The following is a 22,748-nucleotide window of genomic DNA, read 5'->3' on the forward strand; positions in this document are numbered from 1 at the left end:
GAGTGGTTGTTGTTTCAGAGACTTGGCCAGCCTCCCTTGTGGGGGCTGGGAGTCTGCCAGGCATGGCCTGGCCTCACATACCGCTGGACCACGGGTCTGGGTTTGGTGTGGGGCGTTGGGGTTGTGGGTTGGTCGTTTGTTGAGAATTGCACAGTGGACGCGAGCATCTTTGTGGTCAAGTTGTCAAGGGCGAACGGTGAATGCCTTGGCACCAGGAGCCGATGAAGGACGTGGGAGGCCGCGATAGGCCTGGGGGAGCTGTCAACCAAGCTGTGATCCCAGGGTGTCCGAATGGGGAAACCTGGCACCAGTCATGTGGTGTCACCCACACCTGAACACATAGGGTGTGTGGAGGGAACGCGGGGAAGTGAAACATCTCAGTACCCGTAGGAAGAGAAAACAAATAGTGATTCCGTGAGTAGTGGCGAGCGAAAGCGGATTGAGGCTAAACCGGTTGCGTGTGATACCTGTCAGGGGTTGCGTGGTCGGGGTTGTGGGACCCTGCTGAACAAGCTGACACTTGTTCGAGGAGTTACAAAGTCAGTGGCTAGTCGAACAGTCTGGAATGGCTGACCGTAGACGGTGAGAGTCCGGTAGGTGAAAGTTGCTGACCTTCTGTGGGTGTTCCCGAGTAGCGGCGGACCCCTGAAATCTGCCGTGAATCTGCCAGGACCACCTGGTAAGCCTAAATACTTCCTGGTGACCGATAGCGGACGAGTACCGTGAGGGAATGGTGAAAAGTACCCCGGGAGGGGAGTGAAATAGTACCTGAAACCGTTCGCCTACAATCCGTCGGAGCCTTGCGGGGTGACGGCGTGCCTTTTGAAGAATGAGCCTGCGAGTTAGTGGCATGTGGCGAGGTTAACCCGTGTGGGGGAGCCGTAGCGAAAGCGAGTCTGAATAGGGCGATTCAGTCGCGTGTCCTAGACCCGAAGCGGAGTGATCTAGCCATGGGCAGGCTGAAGCGCGGGTAAGACCGCGTGGAGGGCCGAACCCACCAACGTTGAAAAGTTGGGGGATGACCTGTGGTTAGGGGTGAAAGGCCAATCAAACTCCGTGATAGCTGGTTCTCCCCGAAATGCATTTAGGTGCAGCGTCGCGTGTTTCTTGCCGGAGGTAGAGCACTGGATGGTCTAGGGGGCCCACAAGCTTACCGAAATCAGCCAAACTCCGAATGCCGGTAAGTGAGAGCGCGGCAGTGAGACTGCGGGGGATAAGCTTCGTAGTCGAGAGGGAAACAGCCCAGATCACCAGCTAAGGCCCCTAAGCGTGTGCTAAGTGGAAAAGGATGTGGGGTCGCATAGACAACCAGGAGGTTGGCTTAGAAGCAGCCACCCTTTAAAGAGTGCGTAATAGCTCACTGGTCAAGTGGTTCCGCGCCGACAATGTAGCGGGGCTCAAGCACACCGCCGAAGCTGTGGCATTCACATTTTAACCTCGCGTGCCCTTGATGGTGCGTGCAGGTGTGTGGATGGGTAGGGGAGCGTCGTGCCGCGAGTGAAGCAGCGGGGTGACCCAGTTGTGGACGCGGCACGAGTGAGAATGCAGGCATGAGTAGCGAAAGAAGGGTGAGAAACCCTTCCGCCGGATGACCAAGGGTTCCAGGGCCAGGCTAATCCGCCCTGGGTGAGTCGGGACCTAAGGCGAGGCCGAGAGGCGTAGTCGATGGACAACGGGTTGATATTCCCGTACCCGCGAAAGAGCGTCCCTGATGAACCTCGTTGTGCTAACCACCCGAACTGCCTGATGTCTTCGGACGGATGGTGGGGAGCGTGGGAACCTGATGGGTAGTAGTCAAGCGATGGGGTGACGCAGGAAGGTAGCTGAGCCCGGCCGGTGGTTGTGCCGGGGTAAGCGTGTAGGCCGTGTCGTAGGCAAATCCGCGACACATTGAGGCTGAGACGTGATGCCGAGCCGATTCAGGTGAAGTCAGTGATCCTATGCTGCCGAGAAAAGCCTCTAGCGAGTTCTTAGCGGCCCGTACCCCAAACCGACACAGGTGGTCAGGTAGAGAATACCGAGGCGATCGGGCGAACTGTGGTTAAGGAACTCGGCAAATTGCCCCCGTAACTTAGGGAGAAGGGGGGCCGGAGACGTGAAGCCCCGCGCGGGTGGAGCGTTGTATGGCCGCAGAGAGCAGGGGGAAGCGACTGTTTACTAAAAACACAGGTCCATGCGAAGAAGTAATTCGATGTATATGGACTGACGCCTGCCCGGTGCTGGAACGTTAAGGGGACCTGTTAGCTCTTCGGGGCGAAGCGGAGAACTTAAGCGCCAGTAAACGGCGGTGGTAACTATAACCATCCTAAGGTAGCGAAATTCCTTGTCGGGTAAGTTCCGACCTGCACGAATGGCGTAACGACTTCCCCACTGTCTCAACCACAGGCCCGGCGAAATTGCAGTACGAGTAAAGATGCTCGTTACGCGCGGCAGGACGGAAAGACCCCGGGACCTTTACTATAGCTTGACATTGGTACTCGAATTAGCTTGTGTAGGATAGGTGGGAGCCGGTGAAGTCCATACGCCAGTATGGGTGGAGGCAATCTTGAAATACCACTCTGGTTGATTTGGGTATCTAACTTCGGACCGTTATCCGGTTCAGGGACAGTGTCTGGTGGGTAGTTTAACTGGGGCGGTTGCCTCCTAAAGGGTAACGGAGGCGCCCAAAGGTTCCCTCAGCCTGGTTGGCAATCAGGTGTTGAGTGCAAGTACACAAGGGAGCTTGACTGTGAGACTGACAGGTCGAGCAGGGACGAAAGTCGGGACTAGTGATCCGGCACTTGCGAGTGGAAGCGGTGTCGCTCAACGGATAAAAGGTACCCCGGGGATAACAGGCTGATCTTCCCCAAGAGTCCATATCGACGGGATGGTTTGGCACCTCGATGTCGGCTCGTCGCATCCTGGGGCTGTAGCAGGTCCCAAGGGTTGGGCTGTTCGCCCATTAAAGCGGTACGCGAGCTGGGTTTAGAACGTCGTGAGACAGTTCGGTCCCTATCCGCCGTGCGCGTAGGATACTTGAGAAGGGCTGTCCCTAGTACGAGAGGACCGGGACGGACGAACCTCTGGTGTGCCAGTTGTCCCGCCAGGGGCACGGCTGGTTAGCTACGTTCGGAAGGGATAACCGCTGAAAGCATCTAAGCGGGAAGCCTGCTTCAAGATGAGGTATCCCACCCACTTTGTGGGGTAAGGCCCCCAGCTAGACGACTGGGTTGATAGGCCGGAAATGTAAGCCCGGTAACGGGTTCAGTTGACCGGTACTAATAGGCCGAGGACTTGACTACTAAGCTGCTACGCGTCCACTGTGCAACTCTGAACAAGCGAACACCCGTGACGTGTGTGCCGGGGTTGTTTGATATGTTCATAGAGTTACGGCGGTCATGGCGGAGGGGAAACGCCCGGTTACATTCCGAACCCGGAAGCTAAGCCCTCCAGCGCCGATGGTACTGCACTCGCGAGGGTGTGGGAGAGTAGGACACCGCCGGACAATCTTCCAGAAAAGGCCACCCCCAACGGGGTGGCCTTTTCTGCGTTTCCCGGCCTGGCACCCGCTGCCGGCGACCGGTGCCTGACCTAGGCTCGGCCCTGTGGATGACATCCTGATCCTCCTAGTGTTCGCCTGCTGCGTGGCCGCGGTGCTGGGTGCGCTGGCGTGGCTGGGCGTCCGTGGCCGTCGCCGCGGTGTCGGTGGGGAGGTCATGGGGCCCTTCGAGGAGATGTGGCACCCGGCCGCGACCCGGTACCGGGCCGAGATCCGAGTACAGGAAGAGCGAATGGTTCCGCTGCCGTCAGCCGATGCTAAGGAGCAGACCGCGTGACCCTCGTCGCGATGGGTCTGTGGCTGCTCGACAACTGCGACCTGGAGGCGTGCACGTCGACCGCCGCCGAGCTGAGCCAGTGGGACTTCCAGCTCGCCGTCGCGCCGGTCCGCTTCGCCGGCACGTCCGGCAGCCCGGTCAACCCGATCGCCACATTCTGACCACGGCGTGAGGACGGCCGTGGAGGCTCAGGACGGCCGTGGAGGCTCAGGACGGCCGTGGAGGCTCAGGAGGGCCGTGGAGGCTCAGGAGGGCTTGGGGCCGCAGACGTAGCGGGGCTCCGCGTCGTAGCGCCAGGTGAACTTCTCCCGCTTGACGACCACGCCGCCCTTCTTGATGACCCGGAAGGCGTCCTGGGCGAAACCGTTGATGCCGTTGCTCGGAATGCACGACGGGCCGGGTTCCAGGTGGATGACCTTCGGCGTGGTGATGTTGCGCCGAGGCCCGTACTCGGTCTTGACGCTGTCGTAGATCTTCGTGCTCCAGATTGAGACGGTCACCGAACTCGACGTGTACGAGGTGTCGATGAGCAGGCCGTACTCGGTGTTGTTGCGGAACTTGAAGTCCAGGTTGGGCCAGAAGATGGTCGACTCGATGACGGCCGGGTACCTGTCGAACCAGTACGAGTGCGGCTTGTGCTCGACGTCCTCCAGGCCCGCGTAGTAGGTGGCGTTGAACAGGGTGGTGGTGAACTGCGAGGTGCCGCCGCCGACGCCCGGCACCAGCTTGCCGTCCAGGATGACCGGCGCGTCCCGGTAGCCCTGCGCGTAGCCGCGTTCGCCGGTGTGCCCGTTCAGGGAGAACGTCTTGCCCGGCAGCACGACCGTGCCGTCCACCTCCTTGGCGATGGTGGCGATGTTCTGGCTGCGCGACGACGCCATGCCACCGGTGAACCGCGTGGTGAAGGTGGACACCCGCTCCTTGATGCCCAGACCGGCCAGCTTCTCCGCGGTCAGCTCCGGCGGTGTCGCCTTCAGCTCGCCGGTCACCTCGCGTCCGTCCGACTTCGGCAGCACGGCCAACAGGTCACGACCCAGGGCCGCGGTGTCGAGCTGCTGGCCGGCGCGACCGTCGGTGACCGTGGGCCGGCCGCCAGAAATGGTCATCGACGCGTCCTTCGGCGGCACCTCGATCGCGAGCAGGTCGTCGCCGAGGGCGGCGCGCAGCCGCTTGACGTCGACCGCCGGAGTGAGCTTGCCGGCCTTGTCGGCGGTGAACCGGAGGCTCTTCGCGATGGCCGCCGGTGGCACCCGCACAGAGCCCTTGTCGGTGCGCAGGGTGACCGGCGCGGCGACCGCCGGCCTGGCCAGCTCGGCGACCAGCCGGTCCAGCTCCTCGGCGGTGGTCGCCGGCTGACTCTCCACGAGCGGCACGGTGACCGGGGTGCCGGCCAGCCACCCGGTGCGGACGGCGTCGGCGGAGCGCTGCGGGTCGAACGCCAGGCCCGGCCTGGGGCGTACGACCTTCGGGGTGGTGCCCTGGTAGGTGATGGCCGGCATCGTCATCGGGCGGACCTGGTCGCCGAGCACCTTGCGCAGGGCCGCGTCCAGCCGGTCGGTGTCGATGGTGACCACCGGGTCGACGGTTCGCGAGCCGACCAGCCGACTGACCGGGTGCGCGTCAGCCTCGGCCGCTGCGGCCACGCTGGCGGCCACGTCGACGCCCAGCCCCACATCGGCCGGGTTGATCTCGGCGGTGTGCTCTCCGACCGTGACCCGCAGTGGCGCGGCGAGGGCCGCCGCCCGCCGGTCCAGCTCAGCCCGCAACTCCCGGTCGGCGGCGCTGCGGCTGCGGCCGCCCAACTCGGCGCCGAGCACGCTGGTGCCCCGGGGCACGTCCCCGGCGTACGCCCAGGCGCCGGCGCCCGCCACGGCGGCGAGGACACCGCCGGTGACGCCGGCCGCGAGCAGCATCCGCATCCGGCGCGGACGGCGTCCACCGTTGTCCGGCTCGCCGGTGGCCGCGGGCGGCGTGACCGCCTCCGGCCCGTCGTCCGGCCAGGTGACCGCGGTGACCAGCACGGTGGGTCGGTCGTCGTCGGGTGGACGTTTGTCGCCGTACAGCGTCACTGCAACCTCGATCGCCAGGTGCCACGGGAGGTCCCCCCTCCCGGAGGACACCACGGTAACCAATGCTCGGCCGTCCGCGTCGGCTGCGCCCGCTCTGCGTCGTCACCGCGTGTCGTTCGGCGTGTCGCGTGGGCCGGAGCGAGCCGGGGTCGGTGCCGACGTCGGGTCGTCGCCGTGGCACGGTGGCGGGGTGGACGCTGCGGAGCGGGTGTTGGCGTACGGCGGCGGTTGGCTGGACCGGGCGGGCGCGCTGCGGACCGACGCGGCTCGACTGGACGCGATGCTGATCGACCGGACGACTGTGGTGCTGCCGCTGTGGCGGGACCGCTGCCTGGTCGACGGGGTCGGGCCGGTCCGGTTGACGGCCGAGCGCGCGTCGCTCGTCCGGTCGGCCGCCGCCGAGACCGTCTTTCTGGGGCTCGACAAGGACATCGCGGTGTTCGCCGTGGACCTCTCCGGGCTCAGCGAGCCCGCCGCCGTCGAGATGGCGGGCGCGACGCGGGCGGTCGACGTACGGGCCCTGGTCGGGCGGCTCGACCCGGCCGGCGCGGCGGTCCAGGCGTACGCCCGGGGGTTGCTGCACTGGCACCGGCAGCAGCGGTACTGCGGCACCTGCGGCGCGGCGGCCGTCGCCGGCGGTGGCGGGCATGTGCGGACCTGTTCCGGCGCGGAGTGTGGTCGGCTGCTGTTCCCCCGGATCGAACCGGCGATCATCGTGCTGGTCGAGGCGCCCGGCTCGCCGGAGCGCTGCCTGCTGGCCCGGCACGCGGGCGCCGCTCAGGGCTCCTACTCGACGCTGGCGGGCTTCGTCGAGGTCGGCGAGAGCCTGGAGGACGCGGTCCGCCGGGAGATGGCCGAGGAGGCTGGGATCACCGTCACGGACGTGACCTACCAGGGGTCGCAGGCGTGGCCGTTCCCCGCCGGGCTGATGGTGGGCTTCCGGGCCACCGCGACGTCCGACGAGGTACGCGTGGACGGCGTGGAGTTGCTGGAGGCGCGCTGGTTCACGCGGGCGGAGCTGCGGGAGCGGATCGCGGCAGGTCGTCGGCTCGGTCGGGTGGACTCGATCGATCACCACCTGCTGGGCCGGTGGCTGACGGCAGGCTGAGGATCATCACCAGCGCGGTCGCCGCGGCGGTCCCGAGAGCGCACCACATGATCCCCTGGAACGTCCGTGGCGCGACGGCCATGGTCAGGACGGCCAGGACGACCGCCGCGACCCACAGTGGCGCGGACGGCCACCGCGCACCCGCCGCGATCTTCGCGTTGACGACCGCGAAGACCAGCGCGTAGAGCGCCCCGGTGGCGGCGAAGAACGGGGCGTACTCGCCCAGGGAGGCGTAGTTCTCGCCGCCCACCAGCCGGAACGCGAGGCCCCCGGCCAGGGCCGAGGCGGCGACGAGCACGGCGCCGCAGGCCGCGACGATCGCGAGCACGGCGGTGCGGACCCGGTTGTCCCCGACGGCCAGGCGGGGAAGGGCGAGCACCACGATCACCTGCGGCGCCCAGAGAGCGCCCTTGGTGAGCACCGTGCCGACGGCGTACGCGCCGGAGTCGGCCGGTGACAGCAGCTGGCGGGCGAAGATCAGGTCCGCGTACGACACGGCGAGCATCGCCAGCGCGGCCGTGCCGGCGCTGGTCACCTGCCGGATCCGTAGGGCGGCACCGGTGGCGGCCCCGTCCGGGGTGGCGCGGCGGGCCGGTCGGGCGATCCAGACCAGCGCGGGCAGCACGAGGTATGCCGTCACCATGCCGGCCACCAGGGTGTCGACGACATCGGCGCCGAGGACCAGCGCGACGATCATGCCGCCGTACCGCCCGGCGGCGACCACGCCCATCGCCCACGCGAGGCGGAGGAAGCGCTGCTCCCCCTGCAACTCGCCGAGCCACCGGGCGGCCAGGACGACCGCGACGGTGGTGCCGGCGACCAGCGCCACGACCGTCAGCGACAGCCGCAGGGCGGTCATCATCAGCGGCGCGGCCACGACGACGGCGCCCGCGGAGACGGCGGTGGTGACGAGGGTGACCCGGTTGGTCGGTGCGCCGGGATGCCGGGCCCGGTGCACCGCGACCGCCATCTGCAGGCCGACGCCCGCGACGCCGGCGATCGCGACGAGGGCCGCGACCGTGGCCAGGACGCTCAGGCCCTCGGCCGCCAGGTGCCGAGCACCGAGCATCGGGAGCAGGTAGGCCAGCCCGTTCGTCACCATCGCGGCACCGGCCACCGCCGCGCCCGCCGCTGAAAGGCGGCCCGCGCCGGGGCCGGCCGTCGTCTCTGTCATCGCGCCTCATGTCGGTTCCGCCGGGGACCGGTGCGCGCCCCGAGCTTCGCGTCGTCGTCACGGAGTCGCTCGTCGACGTCGTGAGGCAAGCTACCGCCCGCGCCTGCCTGTGCCTAGAGTGCTGTCCGGAGCCCCGGGAGCGACGTCGGGTCCGCTTCCCGTCCAGGTCTGTGGGGGTCCGTGTGCGCCGAGGATCACCGAAGTTCCGTCCGGCGCTGCCGCGGGCCGCGGTCGTGCTCCGTCGTTGGTGGCCGGAGGTGGCGCTCGGCGTCGGGGTGGTCCTCGCGATCCTCGCGCCCGTGCTGGGCCGGGGTTACGTCCTGCGGTACGACCTGGTGTTCGTGCCGGACCCGCCGTTCGGCGCGATGGTCTGGGGCAGCGGCACGGAGTTGCCCCGGGCGGTGCCCAGCGAACTGCTCGCGGTCGGTCTGGCCCAGCTGCTGCCCGCCGACGTGGCGGAGAAGGCGCTGCTGGCCGGTTGCCTGGCCCTGGCCGCGGTGGGCGCGGCCCGGCTGGCGCCCGTCAGCCATCCGGTGGCGCGGGTCGCGGCCGGGCTCGCGTACGTCTGGAATCCCTGGGTGTACGGGCGGCTGCATCTCGGTCAGTGGGCGGTGATCGCCGGGTACGCGGCCCTGCCGTGGGCGTACGCCTGGGTGCTCGGGGTGCTGCGGCCGCCGGGTGGCGGCATCGGCCCGGGTCGGCGCTGGTCCGTCGCGGGTGGTCTGGCGGTGGTGCTGGGCGGCCCGGCGTTGGTGCTGGCGGCGGTGGTCTCCTGCGCCCCGGCGTTGGCCCTGGCGCGGCGGTGGCGGGCGTTGGTCGCGGGGGCGGCGACGCTCGCCGGCCTCACCGCGCCGTGGCTGGTGGCGTTGACGAACCGGGGCGGTGTCGTCGATCTCGACGAGCGGGGCGTCGACGCTTTCGCCGTCCGCGCGGACACACCACTCGGTGTGTTCGGCAGCGTCGCCACCCTCGGTGGGGTCTGGAGCCGCCATGCCGTCGCGGTCGGGAGGGACCGGTGGCCGGTCGCCCTGGTCGCGCTGGTGCTGGCCGCGGCCGCGGTCTGGGGGTACGCGCTGGCCCGTCGCCGGTGGCCGTCGGCCGCGTGGTGGGGTCTGCTCGTCGGCGCCGTCCTGGGCACCGTGATCGCCGTGGTGCCGGCCTGGCCGGTGGGCGCACAGTGGATGGTCGCGCTGGTCGAGCACGTTCCGCTGGCCGGCGCCGTCCGGGACGGCGCCCGACTGCTCGCCCCGCTGGCGCTGGTGCAGGCGGTCGGCCTCGGCATGCTGGTGGAGTCGCTCGTGGCGGTTGGTGCCCGGCCGCTGGCCCCGCTGGTGATGATCGCTCCGGTGCTGTTGCTGCCCGGCCTGGCCTGGGGGCTGGGCGGCCAGCTCGACACGGTCCGGTACCCCGCCGAGTGGTCGGCCGTCCGCGAGGTGGTGAACCGGGATCCGGCCGGCGGCAGCCTGGTCTCACTGCCGTGGGCGTCGTTCCGCGCCTACCCGTGGGCGGGCAACGTCCCGGTGCTCGACCCGGCGGCGCGGGCGTTCCGCCGACCGGTGATCGGGGACCAGGACGTGCTGGTCGGCCGCGACCGGATCCGTGGGGAGAGCCGGGACGCCGACCGGGTGGCGCAGGCGCTGGCGGTGCCCGGTGATCCGGCCCCGGGCCTGCGTCGGCTCGGCGTGCGGTACGTGCTCATCCAGACCGATCAGCCCGGCGCGGCCGAGGTCGAGGGGCGCTTCGCCGGTGCCGAGGTGGTCCGACGGGACGGGACGCTGATCCTGCTTCGCCTACCTGGTGTCGGTTCTTCCGACTCGACGGGGAGTGTCGGTGTTGGTCCGGCACTGGGGTATTCGGTACTCGGGGCCACCCTGTTGATCACCCTTTCGCACGCCGCCGCACGACGACGACGCATGTTACTGTGCGGTCACTTTTGTCGAAGGGACCGTCAATGAAGGCAACCTTCAATCCCCTCCTGATCGCGGTCGTCGCCGCGGCGGTGGGTGCCGTGCTGGGCATTGCGGCCGTCTCCATCGGGACGTCCACCATTGCCAACACCAACACCAAGCCGGCGAACGTCGAGCAGCCCATCATCGTGTACGGCGAGCGCTGACGGCCTTTCATGGAGGTCCTTCCTCCTGACGTGTCGTCAGATGCGGTCGTACTCGACGTCGTGGTGCCCGCGTACAACGAGGCACTGCGGCTGCCCGACACCCTGATCCTGCTCCGGGCGGCGCTGGCCGACCTCGGTGTGCCCTGCCGGGTCACCGTGGTCGACAACGCCAGCACCGACGGAACCGCCGAGGTGGTGACGGGCGCCCCGTCCGGCCCGGTCCCCGTCCGGCTGCTCTGGTGCGCGGAACCGGGCAAGGGCTTCGCGGTACGCACCGGTGTGCTGGCGAGCGACGCGCGCTACGTCGGCTTCTGTGACGCGGACCTGGCCACCGCGCCGGACACCCTCGGTCAGGTGCTCAGCCTCCTGGTCGAGGGTGCCGACGCGGTGGTCGGTTCGCGGGCGCACCCCGAGTCGGTGGTGCAGGAGCGGCACAGCCTGCTCCGGCGCTGGGGCGCGGTGGCGTTCCGTGGTGCCGTGCGGCAGGTGGTGCGCGGCGTGGGCGAGACGCAGTGCGGGTTCAAGTTCTTCCGCAACGACGTCGCGCGGCGGTCGTTCGCACCCCTTCGGTGCGGCGGCTTCGCGTTCGACGTGGAGGTGCTGGGCCGTGCCGAACGGACGGGCGCCCGGTTGGTGGAGATCCCCGTCAACTGGGTGGACGTGCCCGGCTCGCGCTTCTCCCCGGCCCGCCACGGCTGGCAGAGCTTCGTGGACGTCGCGAAGATCAGTTGGCGGCTGCGCCGGGTGGAGGTCGCACCCGCGATGCCGCTGCCGGTCGTCGCCCTGCCGGTCGGCACGGACGTGACCGGGGGCGCTGCCACCGTTGGATTGCGGCCGTGAGTGTCGGACACTCTCCGGCGGCTGCGGCTCCCACCACCGACGCGGTGGTCGCGGGTCGACGGATCGCGGTGCTCAACTGGAAGGACCCGTGGCATCCGGACGCCGGTGGCGCCGAGGTCTACGCCTGGCAGGTCGCCCGCGACCTGGTGACCGCCGGCGCGGAGGTCACCTTCGTCACCGCGCGTCCGGACGGCCAGCCCGGTGACGAGACCCGCGACGGCATCCGGATCGTCCGGGTCGGTGGGCGGTGGAGCATCTACCCCCGGGTGCTGGGCTGGCTCGCGCGACGCCGCCGTCAGTTCGACGCCGTCGTGGACTGCCAGAACGGCATACCGTTCTTCAGCCCGGCGGTCCTGCCGGCGGACGTACCGGTCGTCTGCGTGATCCACCACGTGCACGACCGCCAGTTCCGGCTCTACTTCGGCCCGCTCGTCGGTCGCTTCGGGGCGTGGTTGGAGGGGCCGGTCGCCCGACGGGTCTACCGCCGGGGGGTGACGCTCGCCGTCTCACCGTCGACGGCCCTGGCCGTACGGGACCGGCTCCGCTGGGCCGGCCCGGTGGTGGTCGTACCCAACGGTGCGGACGCGGCGACACCGCCGGTCGTCGGCAGTGGCGTTCGCGACGCGCGACCCCGGGTCGTCTGCGTCGGTCGGGTGACCCGGCACAAGCGGGTGGATCTGGTGCTCGACGCCGTCGACCAGCTCCGGGTGCAGCGGCCCGACCTGCGCCTGGACGTCGTCGGTGGCGGGCCGGACGTGGCGACGGTCCGTCGGCAGGTCGTCGAGCGTGGGCTCAGCGACGTCGTCACGGTGCACGGTCACCTGCCCTCCACCGAGCGGGACGCGCTGCTGGCCAGCGCGTGGTTGCACGTCTCGGCCTCGTGGGGCGAGGGCTGGGGTCTGGTGGTCGTGGAGGCCGCCGCCGCCGGGCTGCCCACCGTCGCCTTCGACGTCGACGGGCTGCGCGACGCCGTACGGCCGGGCCGGACCGGATGGCTGGTCGGTGAGGGCGACGACCCGGCGGGCAGCCTCGCCGTCGGCCTCGACCGGGCGTTGGACTCCCTCGCGGCGCCGGGCGAGGCCGAGCGGATGGCCGCCGAGTGTCGACAGTGGAGCGGGGCGTTCCGCTGGGCGGACACCGGGCGGCGGGTCCGCGCGGTCCTCGGCGACCTGCTCGCGCCGCGCCGGGTGCCGTGGGCGGCGCGCAACGCGTCCCTGTCGGTCCGGACGGACCAGCCGGAGAGCCTCCTGGCCCGGGTGTCCCCCCTCCTTCCGTACACCCGACACGTGGCGACCGACGAGCACGGCCTGTGGATCCTGGTGCCGGCCGCCGCTCCGGCGGCGGTCCGGCAGGTGCTCGTCGAGGCGGGCGTCGCGCCCGAGCACATCAGCGAGCGGGACGCCAGCGGTGACGAACTGCTCACCGGAGTTCCGGTACGGCAGTGCTGACCGCCTGGTCGACCGCTCGCCGCACCGCCGGTATACCGTCCGCGACGGTGTCCCTGGCGGTGTGGCGCCTGCGTGAGCTGCTGGTCTGCCTCGCGCTGATCGGTCTGTGCGTCACCCAGGAGCCCGGGCTCATCGTGCCGGACACGAAGCTGGACATGGCCCTGGACCCGGACGGCTTCCTCGCCCGGGCGGCGCACCTCTGGACGGCGGACTGGCAGTTCGGCACGCTCCAGAACCAGGCAGTGGGCTACTTCTTCCCGATGGGGCCGTTCTTCCTCCTCGGCGAGGCGGTGGGCCTGCCGGCCTGGCTCGTCCAGCGGCTCTGGATGGCCACCCTGCTCTGCGTGGCGCTCACCGGTGTGGTGCGCCTGGCGCGTGCCCTGGACCTGGGTGGCCCGGCGTCACGCCTGGTGGCCGGCGCGGTGTTCGCGCTCTCGCCCCGCGCGCTGTCCCTGGTCGGCACGGTCTCGCTGGAGCTGCTGCCGTACTGCGTCGCGCCATGGGTGCTGCTGCCGCTGGTCAAGGGGGCGGCGGGTGGCTCGCTGCGGCGGGCGGCGGCGCTCAGCGGGCTGGCCGTGGCCTGCATGGGCGGGGCGAACGGGGCGGCCGCCGCGTGCGCCGTGCTGCCGGCGTTCCTCTTCGTGGTGACGCGTGCGCCCGGCTGGCGACGGATCCGCCTGCTGGCCGCGTGGTCCGTGGCGATGGTGGCGGCCACCTTCTGGTGGCTGGTGCCGTTGCTGCTCCTGCAGCGCTACGGGTTCCCGTTCCTGCCGTACACCGAGAGCGCGGCGGTCACGACGAGCGTGACGTCGCTCCCCTCGGCCGTACGCGGCGCGACCCACTGGGTGGGTTACCTGGCCGTCGACGGCGTGCCCTGGTGGCGCTCCGGGTGGGCGCTGGTCACGACGTCCTGGATGGTCGTGCTCACCGGCCTGATCGCCTGCGTCGGGTTGGCCGGACTGGCCCGTCGGGACCTGCCGGAGCGGCGGTTCCTGCTCGTCGGCGCACTGGTCGGGCTGTTGACGCTGACCGCCGGAAACCTGTCGGACGGCGGCGCGGCCTTCGCCGCGACGGTCCGAGAGGCCCTCGACGGCCCGCTCGCCGCGCTGCGCAACCTGCACAAGTTCGACGTCGTGCTCCGCCTGCCGCTGGCCCTGGCCACCGCGCACATGCTGGACACCGTCGGCCGGATCGCGGTCATCCGCCGGTTCACGCGACCCACCAACATGGCGCCCCGGCGGGTGGCGCTGGGCGTCACCGCCGTCGCGCTCCTCGCGGTCACCAGCGGCGCGGGAAGCGCGGGGCTCCCGGCCGGCGGCGGTTTCTGGGGGCTGCCCGAGCACTGGCGGCAGGCGACCGGCTGGCTCGACCGGCACGCCGGGCCCGGCACGACGTTGCTCGTGCCCGGCAGCAACTTCGCCGAGTACGACTGGGGGCGCTCACTGGACGAGCCGGTCCAGCCCCTGCTGGACTCGCCGTGGGCGGTGCGGTCACTGGTGCCGGCCGGATCGGCGGGCAACGCCCGTCTGCTCTCCGCGATCGACGAGCGGCTCGCCGCCGGTACCGCCGCCCCCGGGTTGGCGGACGTGCTCGGTCGGCTCGGTGTGCGGTACCTGCTCGTCCGCAACGACCTTCGCCAGCCGGTCGGAGGCTTCGCCTGGCCGGTCCTCGTACACCGGACGCTGGACAGCGCCCCCGGACTGTTCCGGGTCGCCGCGTTCGGCCCGAGCAGCGGCGTGCGGCCGGACCTCGGTGGGGCGTGGGACTACGGGCTGCACGAGCCGTACCGGGCGGTGGAGATCTACCAGGTGGACCGGCCGACCCCCAAGGCCACGCTGGCCGACGCGGCGCAGCCGCTCAACCTGGTCGGCGCACCGGAGACGCTGCTGGACCTCAGCGACGCCGGTGTGCTCGGCGACCGGCCGGTGATCCTCGACGGGGACGCACCGGAGGCCGAGGCCGGAGGCACTGTCCTGGCCGACAGCCTGCGCAACCGGGAGGTCGACTTCGGGCTGGTCCGGGGCAACACCTCGCGGACGTTGACCGCCGAGGAGCGACCGGATTCGACCCGTACGGCCCACGACATCCTCGACCCGGCATGGCGGTCGGCGGTCACCTCGTCGGGCTACGCCGGGATCGCCGACGTCCGGGCGTCCACCAGCGCGGCGGACATCACCGGCCCGGCCGGGCTGCGCGACCCCTCCGCCACGCCGTTCGCGGCCGTGGACGGCGACAGCGGCACCTTCTGGCTCTCCGACGGCGCGCGCAAACCCGTGGGCCAGTGGGTGGAGGTCCGCTTCGCCGAGAAGATCCAAGCCGGGTCGGTGGAGGTGCAGGTGGTCGACGACGAGGTCGTGGGCGCCCCGGTCACCACTGTCGAGGTCAGCACCGCGGGCGGGACGTACGTGCACTCGGTGGTCGACGCCGGGCGGACGCCGCTGCGGTTGGCGCTGCCGTCGGGGCGTACCACCTGGGTTCGGGTGACCATCGACGGCGTCGCGGGTTTCGACGTTGCGGGACGCCGCGCGGGCATCCGGGAGCTGCGCGTGCCCGGGGTGAGTCCCCAGCGGTACCTGCGGCTGCCGGCGCTGCCCGACGCCACCGCAACCCCGGAGATCGTCGCCCTCGCCCGCAAGGCCGTGGACCGGCCGGCCTGCGTCGTCGTCGACGACCACTACCTGTGCGCTCCCGACCTGATCCGTCAGGGCGAGGAGACCGGACTGGCGCCCCGCCGCTTCGACCTGCCGGCCGCCTCCGCCCCCCGCCTCACCGGCCTGGCCCGCGCCACGCCCGCCACCGCACTCGCCGTGTACGACGAGGCGGTGGGCGGCGAAACGTTCAGCACGTCGAGTTCGTGGTTCGCCGACCCGGTCGCCTCGTCGAGGGCGCTGTCGGACGGCAACGACGGCACGGCCTGGTGGGCGGACCCGGCCGACCCGCAGCCCACGGTGCGGCTGCGCTGGGCCAAGGCGCGGAACGTGAGCTGGGTGCGGCTGCGGTTCGCGCCGAGCCTCGTCGCGGCGCCACCCAGAACGGTCCGGATCACCGGCGACAACGGCATCCGGGAGGTGACGGTCGACCTGGACGGCGTCGCCCGCTTCCCCGCCCTGCGGACCCGCAGCCTCGTCGTGGCCGTGACCTCGACGGTGCCGCGGGTCAGCCGGTCGACGGCGCTGTTCGAGCCGCAGCCGCTGCCCGTCGGCCTCAGCGGGGTGGACGTGGAGGGCGGGCCCGAGGCCAACCAGCCGCGTGACCTCTCCCAGACGGTGACGTTGCCCTGCGGTGCGGGACCGACGATCGTGATCAACGGCGCGACGGTGCCGACGACGGCCACGGGCACGTTGCGGGATCTGCGGGATCTGCGACCGCTGCGCTACCGCGCCTGCGCCCCCGCCCCGAAGCCCGGGGCGAAGACCACGGCGAGGGCGGACGAGGACCGCGTCGGGCTGCGCGCCGGCCCGAACGAGGTCTCCGCCCCGCTGGACCGGTTCGTCGTCGACAGCGTGATCCTGACCGGTGAACCGCCGCAGCGCCCCGCCGCCGCCGAGCCGCCCCGCCGGGCCCTGACCGTGCTCGCTTGGAACGACCAGCGCCGGTCGGTGGAGGTCGGGGCGGGCGGCGGCAGTTACCTGGTCGTACCGGAGAATGCCAACCCGGGCTGGCGGGCGACCCTCGACGGTGTCCGGCTCGTACCGACCCGGCTGGACGGGTGGAAGCAGGCGTGGTTCGTGCCGGCCGGGGCGGCCGGCCGCGTGGAGCTGAACTTCACACCCGGGGAGCAGTACGCCCTCGTCCTGCGCGTCGGCGCGGGACTGCTGCTGCTGTTGGTCGTCGCAGCCCTGCTCCCCGCGCGTCGCCACCGACCGTCGTACCCGATCGTCCCGGCGACGATGCCGACCGCGCCGGTGCTGGCACTGGGGGTGCCGGCGCTGCTGGGGGGCCTGGTCGGGTTCGGCTGCGCGGCCGTGGTCGTGGTGCTGCACCGACGCCGGATGCCCAGCCCCGGCTGGATCTGGGTGCCGGCAGCGGTGGGTCTGGTGGCGTACGGGACCGAACGGTGGTGGCTGCCCCGGATCGGGTCGGAGCGGTTGGCCGACCTACTGGTCACGGTTCCGACCGGCCTGCTCCTCGTCGCGATCGCCGCCCTGGTGCTGCGCTTCCGTCGGGTCCGCGGACGCTACGAGTCGCGCCGGGAGGGCCGGACGCTCGGCTGGGCCCGCCGCCTGCAACGCCGGCACCGGCGTCTGGAGCAGGGTGTCGGCCGCAATGGTCCCGGGCCGGCGTCGGTTGCGCCGCCGCGCAAGGAATCTGCGCAGTCGCTGCGTCGGCCGCTCGATGAGGTAGTAGGTGGCCGCCGCGGCGGGGATGGTGAGGGTCAGGGTGAGCCCGAGGAGCACCCAGAACGAGCTGTGCATCCGGGTGAACCCGAGCAGGCGGAAGCAGACCTCGAGGGCGAGGAGGTGCCAGAGGAAGATGCCGTAGGAGATCCGACCGAGGAACCTGATCACCGGCTGGTCGAGGAACGCCCGCGGCACCCCGCCCGAACCCGGGCCGACGAGGGGGGCGATCAGGCAAAAGGCGACGAGCAGGAACACCAGGTGCTCGATGATCGACTCGATCGGCGTGCTGGGCTCGACCCCGCGTGGGCCGGCGATCGGCGTACTGGCGATCCACAGCAGCACGCCGGCGATGAGCCACGACGTGCCCGGGGCGAACGTGAAGACGCGCAACCCACGAGGCGTGGCGGACCACAGGTCCTCGTCGCCTCGCCCGGGCCCGCCCCCGGTCAGTCCGGTGAGGAGCACCGACGAGGTCGTGCTCGGGGGCCAGGAGGCGAGCACGGCCAGCATGATGCCGACGCCGAACCAGTCGAGGAAGGCGGGTAGCCAGAGCACCGCGAGCCCCGGCAGTGGCGAGTCGGGGCCGTGCGCGTACGCATTCCAGGTGAGGCCGGCGAGGACGAGTACGACGCCGAGTGCCAGTTGGCGGCGGGCTCGTTGAAGCGGGGTTCGACCGCCCATTCGGCGACCGAGCACCGCTATCACCGGCAGCGCCAGGTAGAAAGTCGCCTCCGTAGCCAGGCTCCAGGTCTGTTCCATGCCGACCGGCAGCCGCAATGGCTGATAAATCTGTGCCAGCAGGAGGGGGATTGCCCAGTCCCAGACCGACTTGAGGTAATCGATGTTGAGCCACAGCAGTGCGACAACCGCCATTGCCCAGTAGCCGGGCAAAATGCGCAACGCGCGATGCCAGAGGTATCGCCGAACTGGCGGGTGCGACTGCCCATGAATGGCGGCGTGCGCGAATGGCCGGTAGAGGAGGAAGCCGGACAGCGCGAAGAAGATCGCCACCCCGACATCCAGTCTGGCCAGCACACCTCCGAGCCGGGCGAACGAGTGGGTCAACCCGCTGAGAAAAGAGACGTGGTGGATGACGACGCACAGCACCGCTACCGCGCGGAGTCCTTCCAATGCCGGCAACCAACCATCCGAACGGACGGTATTGGACGCGGACTCGCCCACCTGTCCGTTGCTCGCGCCGGGTCTGACGGGTCGGCTCACAGTTCCTCAACATCCCATTCGGCGGGGTGGCCGGACGGCCACGTGCCACCGGAGTCGGTACGTCTTCCGAAGGCCGCGTCGGACCATATCCGAAATCGGTCCCGTCATGTACTGTCAGCCGCCAGTCGAGTCTTTACAAGGGGAGGAGTTACATGCGACCTACGTCGGGTGCCATCTTGGTGGCGGCGGGCGCGTTCCTGATCGCCGGGGCGGTGGCGACGCCGTTGACCGTCGCGCCCGCTCTCGTCAAGGTGCCCCTTGATCAGAGTTCGGTGACGGTGTCGAAGGCCGAGAACGCGACCGTCTTCGACTTCCCCACCCTGTCGGAGCGCAGCGGGGTCAACCTCACAGCCCACCGTGCGGTGCGGGGCGATGTCGGGGCCGGCAACGAAGACCGCGCGGTCTTCAACGTCGGCGTCCGGGTGATCGACGACGCCAGCAAGGCCGAGATCACGGTCAACACGGACCGGGTCGCCATCGACCGGCGGACCGCCGAGGCGGTGGCCTGCTGCGCCGAGGACATCAACGGCGCGCCCTTCAAGCACGAGGGGCTGACCTACACCTTCCCGTTCGGCACCGAGAAGAAGACCTACCAGTACTTCGACAACACCGCGCGCAAGGCGTACCCCGCCAAGTACGTGAGCACCGAGAAGTTGCAGGGCCTGACCGTCTACAAGTTCGAGATGACGGTCGAGCCGATCCAGATCAAGCAGATCGATGTTCCGGGCCGGCTCGTCGGCTCGACCGAGCCCACGGTGAGCGCCGGTCTCTTCTACACCAACACCCGCACCCTGTGGGTGGAGCCGGAGAGTGGCGTCATTGTCAAGGGCCAGGAGAAGCAGGCGCAGACCCTGCGTGACCCGGCCGGCGTGGACAAGGTCAAGATGATCGACGCGACCCTCGCCTTCACCGAGGACACCCAGAAGCAGCAGGCCAAGGCTGCCAAGGACGCGCGTGACCAGATCAACCTGCTGACCACTGTGGTGCCGATCGTCCTCGGACTCCTCGGCCTCGCCCTGGTCCTGCTCGGTCTGTTCATCATCATTCGCGCTACTCGCCGCAGGTCCGACGCGTCGCCGGTGGCCGCCGACGACCGACCGACGACCGACCTGCCGTCGCAGGCGTCCTCGGAGCCGGTCGAGGAGACCGCGGCGCCGAGCGGCGGCCGGCACGCCGTGGAGCGCAGCGAGCCGTAACAACCACACCACCGCACCACCGCACGCCGACCTGAGAAGGGCCGGCCGACCTCCGGGTCGGCCGGCCCTCGCGGTTCAGGCCCGCTGGTCGCGTCGCACGGCGTAACGGGTGCACACCCAGTCTTCGGTGTACGGCAGGTCGGGGCGCTGGCCGACGATGTGCCCACCGTGCGCGGCCACCAGCCGCACCATGTCGGCGTCCGGCACGGCGGTCATGCTCATCGGCGCCGGATAGCCGAGCAGCCGGCGCTGCGCCCAGCTGATCAGCCGAAACGGCACAACCTGCCAGATGAGGGCCTTGGCCGTACGCGCTGGCTCGGTGGGCAGCCCCACGACGGCGATTCCGCCGGGTCGCAGGACGCGCAGGAACTCGGCGAGGTAGCGGTCGATGGCGGGCCGCGGCAGGTGTTGCAGGACCAGGGCGCTGTAGACGAGGTCGAAGTGGCCGTCGGGGAACTGGCCCAGGTCCGGTGCGTCGTTGAGGACGAAGCGGATGTTCCCGGCGCTCCGGTCCAGTTGTCGGGCGGTCTCCAGCATGGACGGCGCGATGTCGACGCCGACGACCTCGTCGGCGTGCGGGGCGAGCCCCTGCGACAGCCGCCCGGCGCCGCAGCCGAAGTCCAGTACCCGTTCCCAGCGGGTGGGCAGCCCGAGCTGGCCGAGCCAGGTGGCCGTCTCCTCGACGTCGGCGCGACCCGTGGCCAGGAACTCGTCCACGTCCCACCGGCCGCCCCGCTTGCCGGGCTGAACGAGCACGGCCCAGAGCGGATCCTCGGCGCCCAGCTTGGTCCAGTCGCGTCGTACGTCGTTCAGATTCACGCCGAAACCCTAGGGCATCCCGGGGGGCGTCGGGATCGACCTGCCTTCGCGCCCGCGCGGATGTTCGGGCGGGGACGCCGGTCCGAACGGCTCGCCCTGACCTGCGAACTTTACATCCGTTACCTGATTGTAATCCGTCGATGCTTCGGTCGCTCTCTGTCATGGCGGCGACGCCTTATGCGGCATCTGATGACCTTATAAGCGCTTATGCGCCCGAGATGATCTAAACACTTCGTGATACTGCCCTGCCTCTCGGTCGCCACCGTGTTACCGCCCGGTAATCAGGGGGTTGTGAGCCGCGCCGCAACGGGTGCACGATCAGGCTCGATCGTTACCCGCCGGTAATAGATGACGGGCCCGGCGTGGGCCGCCGCGAACGGCCGCCGCGCACATCCACCCGAGGAGGAACCCGTGCAGGATCGGTTAGACAATCACGGTCGTACCCGGTGGCGGCGCTTCGCCGCCATGATGGTGCCCGCCACGGCGGCTGCCGGCGCCATCCTCTTCGGCATGTCGACCGGCGCGATCGCGTCCGACATCACGGTCTCCGGGCAGACGTTCAAGATCGGTGCCGACCGCCTGGAGGGCGACGGCTTCAAGCAGTACGGCGGCATCGTCAAGGAGAAGGGCAAGGACGGCAAGAGCGGCACGGTGCACCCGATCGCGCTCTCCGAGATCAGCAGCGCCGACCTCTACAACCTCTGCCAGTCCGTCCGCGCCGACCTGCCCGGCCTGCCGGTGGTGCTCACCATCAACGCCGGCGAGGGCAAGCAGCCCGCCCACGCCGAGGACCTGCTGATCGCGATGGACTCGCTCGACGGCAACGCGACGTTCACCAACATCAAGATTGGTCGGGATGCCACCGACCTGAACCCGACGGCGCAGAAGGGTTCGTTCGGCCAGAACGCCGACCACGTCACCATCACCAACCTGAAGCAGGTGTCCCGGTACACGACCGCGGCGACCTTCAACCTGGTCGGCCTGCGGCTCAAGGTCAACGTGGGCGACGACGCCAAGGGCAAGGAGTGCTTCTGAGCTGAGCGCGGCCCGCGGTGACCGACCGCCGCGGGCCCGCCCCATCCCCGTCCCCGCTCCGCCAGGAGGAGTACGTGACAACCGCCAACCCGTCCCAGCTCCGGCCGAGCAGCGCGGCCCAGGCGTGGCGGAGGTTCCGCCGCTGGCGACGGAGCCGGCCGTTCTGGGGCGGCCTCCTCACCATCCTGGCCGGGGTGGAGATGTTCGCCTCCACCCGGATGACCCTCAACGGCCTGAGCTTTCACAGCGGAGCCACCGGGCTGCTCTCCCTGCTGATCCCGGTCATCCTGGTGACCTGCGGCGTGCTGCTCTGGTTCACCCCGGCGCAGCGGCTGTTCTACTCGATCGTCGCGGCGGTCACCGCGGTCTACGCGCTGATCGGGCTGAACCTGGGCGGGTTCTTCGTCGGCCTGCTGCTCGGCATCGTCGGCAGCGCGCTCGCCTTCGCCTGGACGCCGACCCGACCGGCGTCCGCCACCCCTGCCCCGGCCGTCGTCGGCCCGGCCGCCGCCGCACAGTCCGCCAGCGACCCGGCCGTCGTCGACCCGGCCGTCGTCGACCCGGCCGTCGTCGGCCCGGCCGTCGACCCGGACCCCGACGCGGGCGCGTCCGGCCGTGCCGTCGATCCGCGTACCTTCGGTGTCGTCCTGGTGGTGCTCGGCCTCGCCACCGCCGGCCTGGCCGCCCAGCCGCGACCGGTGCAGGCCGCCCCGACCCTTCCCGTCGCGAACGCCTGCCCCACCCCGTCCCGGCCGGCGACTCCATCGCCCACTCCGAGCGCGCCGACCGCGACACCGGCACCGAGCGTGAGCCCGCACCGGGACGGCAACGTCGTCACCGACATCCTGGACGGGATCGGTGACCTGCTCACCGGCGGCCACCGCCGCGACGCCGCGACGCCGACGACCAGCCCGACCGCCGCGCCCTCGGCGAAGCCGAGCGCCACACCGGCGACCCGTCCCGGGGCCACGGCCTGCCCCGCGCCCGGCCTACCGGGCCGCCCGGGCGCGACGACGCCGGATACGGCCAGACCCGGCACCGTGGAGCCGGGCAAGCCACTGCCCCGCATCGCCGCCGACCCGAACCTGCCCAGGGTGGCGCAGACGCCGTCCAAGCTCACCGGGAGTTCGGTGCGGATGACGGGTCTGCGGTTCGAGGGGATCACCGACCTGCAGACCGAGAACGGCACCCTCAAGGTGCTGAAGTTCAGCATGCGGGAGGCGGTGACCGACGACTTCCTGCTGCGCGCCGACGGCCCACAGGGGCGCAACCAGCGGTACGCGACCGACCGGCTGACCGTGAGCGGTGACGTGGCCTTCTACGCCACCCGGTTCGTCGGCCGGCTGCTCGGCATCAAGATCACACTGACGCCGGACCTGCCGCTGCCGAACGGTCTCCCGGTCACCTCGCCCATCCCGATCACGTTCACCGACCCGGTCATCGACCTGGCGTTCGTCACCAGCAACACCCTGACGGCGAGGCCAGCGCTGGCCCTCACCCTCGCCTGAGTGGTGGGCGGTCGACCGGACCGGGTACGGCCGCGACGGGTGCCGGCCGTCGCCCGCCGGCA

The 22,748-nt window shown here is 70.4% G+C and carries 14 protein-coding genes, 2 rRNA genes and 1 pseudogene; 13 read left to right on the top strand and 4 right to left on the bottom strand.

Going from position 1 to position 22,748, the window contains the following annotated elements; all coding sequences use genetic code 11:
- Positions 1–173: 173 nt before the first annotated feature.
- From OG505_RS28110 to OG505_RS28125, 4 genes are all read left to right on the top strand, one after another.
- Positions 174–3,281 (top strand): 23S ribosomal RNA (locus OG505_RS28110).
- Positions 3,282–3,367: 86 nt separating this feature from the next.
- Positions 3,368–3,484 (top strand): 5S ribosomal RNA (gene rrf / locus OG505_RS28115).
- A 100-nt stretch (positions 3,485–3,584) separates the two neighbouring features.
- Entirely contained in the window at positions 3,585–3,815 is a 231-nt protein-coding gene (locus OG505_RS28120; RefSeq protein WP_405429065.1) for a hypothetical protein, read from the top strand.
- Complete coding sequence (locus tag OG505_RS28125; protein WP_405429066.1) at positions 3,812–3,976, top strand: hypothetical protein; 165 nt, start codon at positions 3,812–3,814, stop codon at positions 3,974–3,976. Before OG505_RS28120 ends, OG505_RS28125 begins: the two co-directional genes overlap by 4 nt.
- 84 nt (positions 3,977–4,060) lie before the next feature.
- Here OG505_RS28125 and OG505_RS28130 read toward each other — a convergent pair whose 3' ends face one another.
- Positions 4,061–5,884 carry a VanW family protein gene (locus tag OG505_RS28130; protein WP_405429067.1) on the bottom strand — a complete coding sequence of 608 codons (1,824 nt, stop codon included), beginning with the start codon at positions 5,882–5,884 and terminating at the stop codon, positions 4,061–4,063.
- A gap of 190 nt (positions 5,885–6,074) precedes the next feature.
- On the opposite strand from OG505_RS28130, the gene nudC reads away from it, so the two are divergent.
- A complete protein-coding gene (nudC, locus tag OG505_RS28135; RefSeq protein ID WP_405429068.1) occupies positions 6,075–6,992 on the top strand; it encodes an NAD(+) diphosphatase in 918 nt (305 codons plus the stop codon).
- Here nudC and OG505_RS28140 read toward each other — a convergent pair.
- Positions 6,889–8,166 (bottom strand): polysaccharide biosynthesis protein, encoded by a 1,278-nt coding sequence (locus tag OG505_RS28140; protein ID WP_405429069.1) that lies wholly within the window; start codon positions 8,164–8,166, stop codon positions 6,889–6,891. The two genes, nudC and OG505_RS28140, sit on opposite strands and share 104 nt — an antisense overlap.
- Positions 8,167–8,336: 170 nt before the next feature.
- On the opposite strand from OG505_RS28140, the gene OG505_RS28145 reads away from it, so the two are divergent.
- The 5 genes and pseudogenes from OG505_RS28145 to OG505_RS28165 form a co-directional block, all read left to right on the top strand.
- Entirely contained in the window at positions 8,337–10,121 is a 1,785-nt protein-coding gene (locus OG505_RS28145) for a hypothetical protein (protein ID WP_405429070.1), read from the top strand.
- Positions 10,118–10,279: a hypothetical protein gene (locus OG505_RS28150; protein WP_234583219.1), complete on the top strand. Its 162-nt coding sequence runs from the start codon at positions 10,118–10,120 to the stop codon at positions 10,277–10,279. The genes OG505_RS28145 and OG505_RS28150 overlap by 4 nt, the downstream gene beginning before the upstream one ends.
- A 30-nt stretch (positions 10,280–10,309) precedes the next feature.
- Positions 10,310–11,119 (top strand): glycosyltransferase, encoded by an 810-nt coding sequence (locus tag OG505_RS28155; protein ID WP_405429071.1) that lies wholly within the window; start codon positions 10,310–10,312, stop codon positions 11,117–11,119.
- The gene (locus OG505_RS28160; RefSeq protein ID WP_405429072.1) at positions 11,116–12,567 is read left to right on the top strand and encodes a glycosyltransferase family 4 protein; all 1,452 of its coding nucleotides are present in this window, start codon (positions 11,116–11,118) and stop codon (positions 12,565–12,567) included. The genes OG505_RS28155 and OG505_RS28160 overlap by 4 nt, the downstream gene beginning before the upstream one ends.
- Positions 12,568–12,626: 59 nt before the next feature.
- A pseudogene (locus OG505_RS28165) lies at positions 12,627–14,630 on the top strand (alpha-(1->3)-arabinofuranosyltransferase family protein); the annotation flags it as partial.
- A 2,034-nt stretch (positions 14,631–16,664) separates the two neighbouring features.
- Here the strand turns inward: OG505_RS28165 and OG505_RS28170 are convergent.
- Positions 16,665–18,128 carry an acyltransferase family protein gene (locus tag OG505_RS28170; protein ID WP_405434760.1) on the bottom strand — a complete coding sequence of 488 codons (1,464 nt, stop codon included), beginning with the start codon at positions 18,126–18,128 and terminating at the stop codon, positions 16,665–16,667.
- A 152-nt stretch (positions 18,129–18,280) separates the two neighbouring features.
- Between OG505_RS28170 and OG505_RS28175 the strand changes: the two genes are divergently transcribed.
- A complete protein-coding gene (locus OG505_RS28175; protein WP_405429073.1) occupies positions 18,281–19,324 on the top strand; it encodes a DUF3068 domain-containing protein in 1,044 nt (347 codons plus the stop codon).
- Positions 19,325–19,399: 75 nt separating this feature from the next.
- Here OG505_RS28175 and OG505_RS28180 read toward each other — a convergent pair whose 3' ends face one another.
- Positions 19,400–20,143, bottom strand: coding sequence for a class I SAM-dependent methyltransferase (locus OG505_RS28180; RefSeq protein ID WP_405429074.1), 744 nt, complete (start codon positions 20,141–20,143; stop codon positions 19,400–19,402).
- Between the two features lie 411 nt (positions 20,144–20,554).
- Here OG505_RS28180 and OG505_RS28185 point away from each other — a divergent pair, with 411 nt between their 5' ends.
- Positions 20,555–21,178, top strand: coding sequence for a DUF6230 family protein (locus OG505_RS28185; protein ID WP_405429075.1), 624 nt, complete (start codon positions 20,555–20,557; stop codon positions 21,176–21,178).
- A gap of 74 nt (positions 21,179–21,252) precedes the next feature.
- Positions 21,253–22,686: a DUF6114 domain-containing protein gene (locus tag OG505_RS28190; protein WP_405429076.1), complete on the top strand. Its 1,434-nt coding sequence runs from the start codon at positions 21,253–21,255 to the stop codon at positions 22,684–22,686.
- The last annotated feature ends 62 nt before the right edge of the window (positions 22,687–22,748 follow it).

Origin of the sequence: Micromonospora sp. NBC_00617, assembly GCF_045161355.1 — a bacterium.
Lineage (GTDB): Bacteria > Actinomycetota > Actinomycetes > Mycobacteriales > Micromonosporaceae > Micromonospora.

Excerpts from the sequence above, each read along its gene's own strand:
- OG505_RS28150 (WP_234583219.1), top strand. The coding sequence starts at position 10,118 with ATGAAGGCAACCTTCAATCCCCTCCTGATCGCGGTCGTCGCCGCGGCG.
- OG505_RS28175 (WP_405429073.1), top strand. The coding sequence starts at position 18,281 with ATGCGACCTACGTCGGGTGCCATCTTGGTGGCGGCGGGCGCGTTCCTG.
- OG505_RS28140 (WP_405429069.1), bottom strand. The coding sequence starts at position 8,166 with ATGACAGAGACGACGGCCGGCCCCGGCGCGGGCCGCCTTTCAGCGGCG.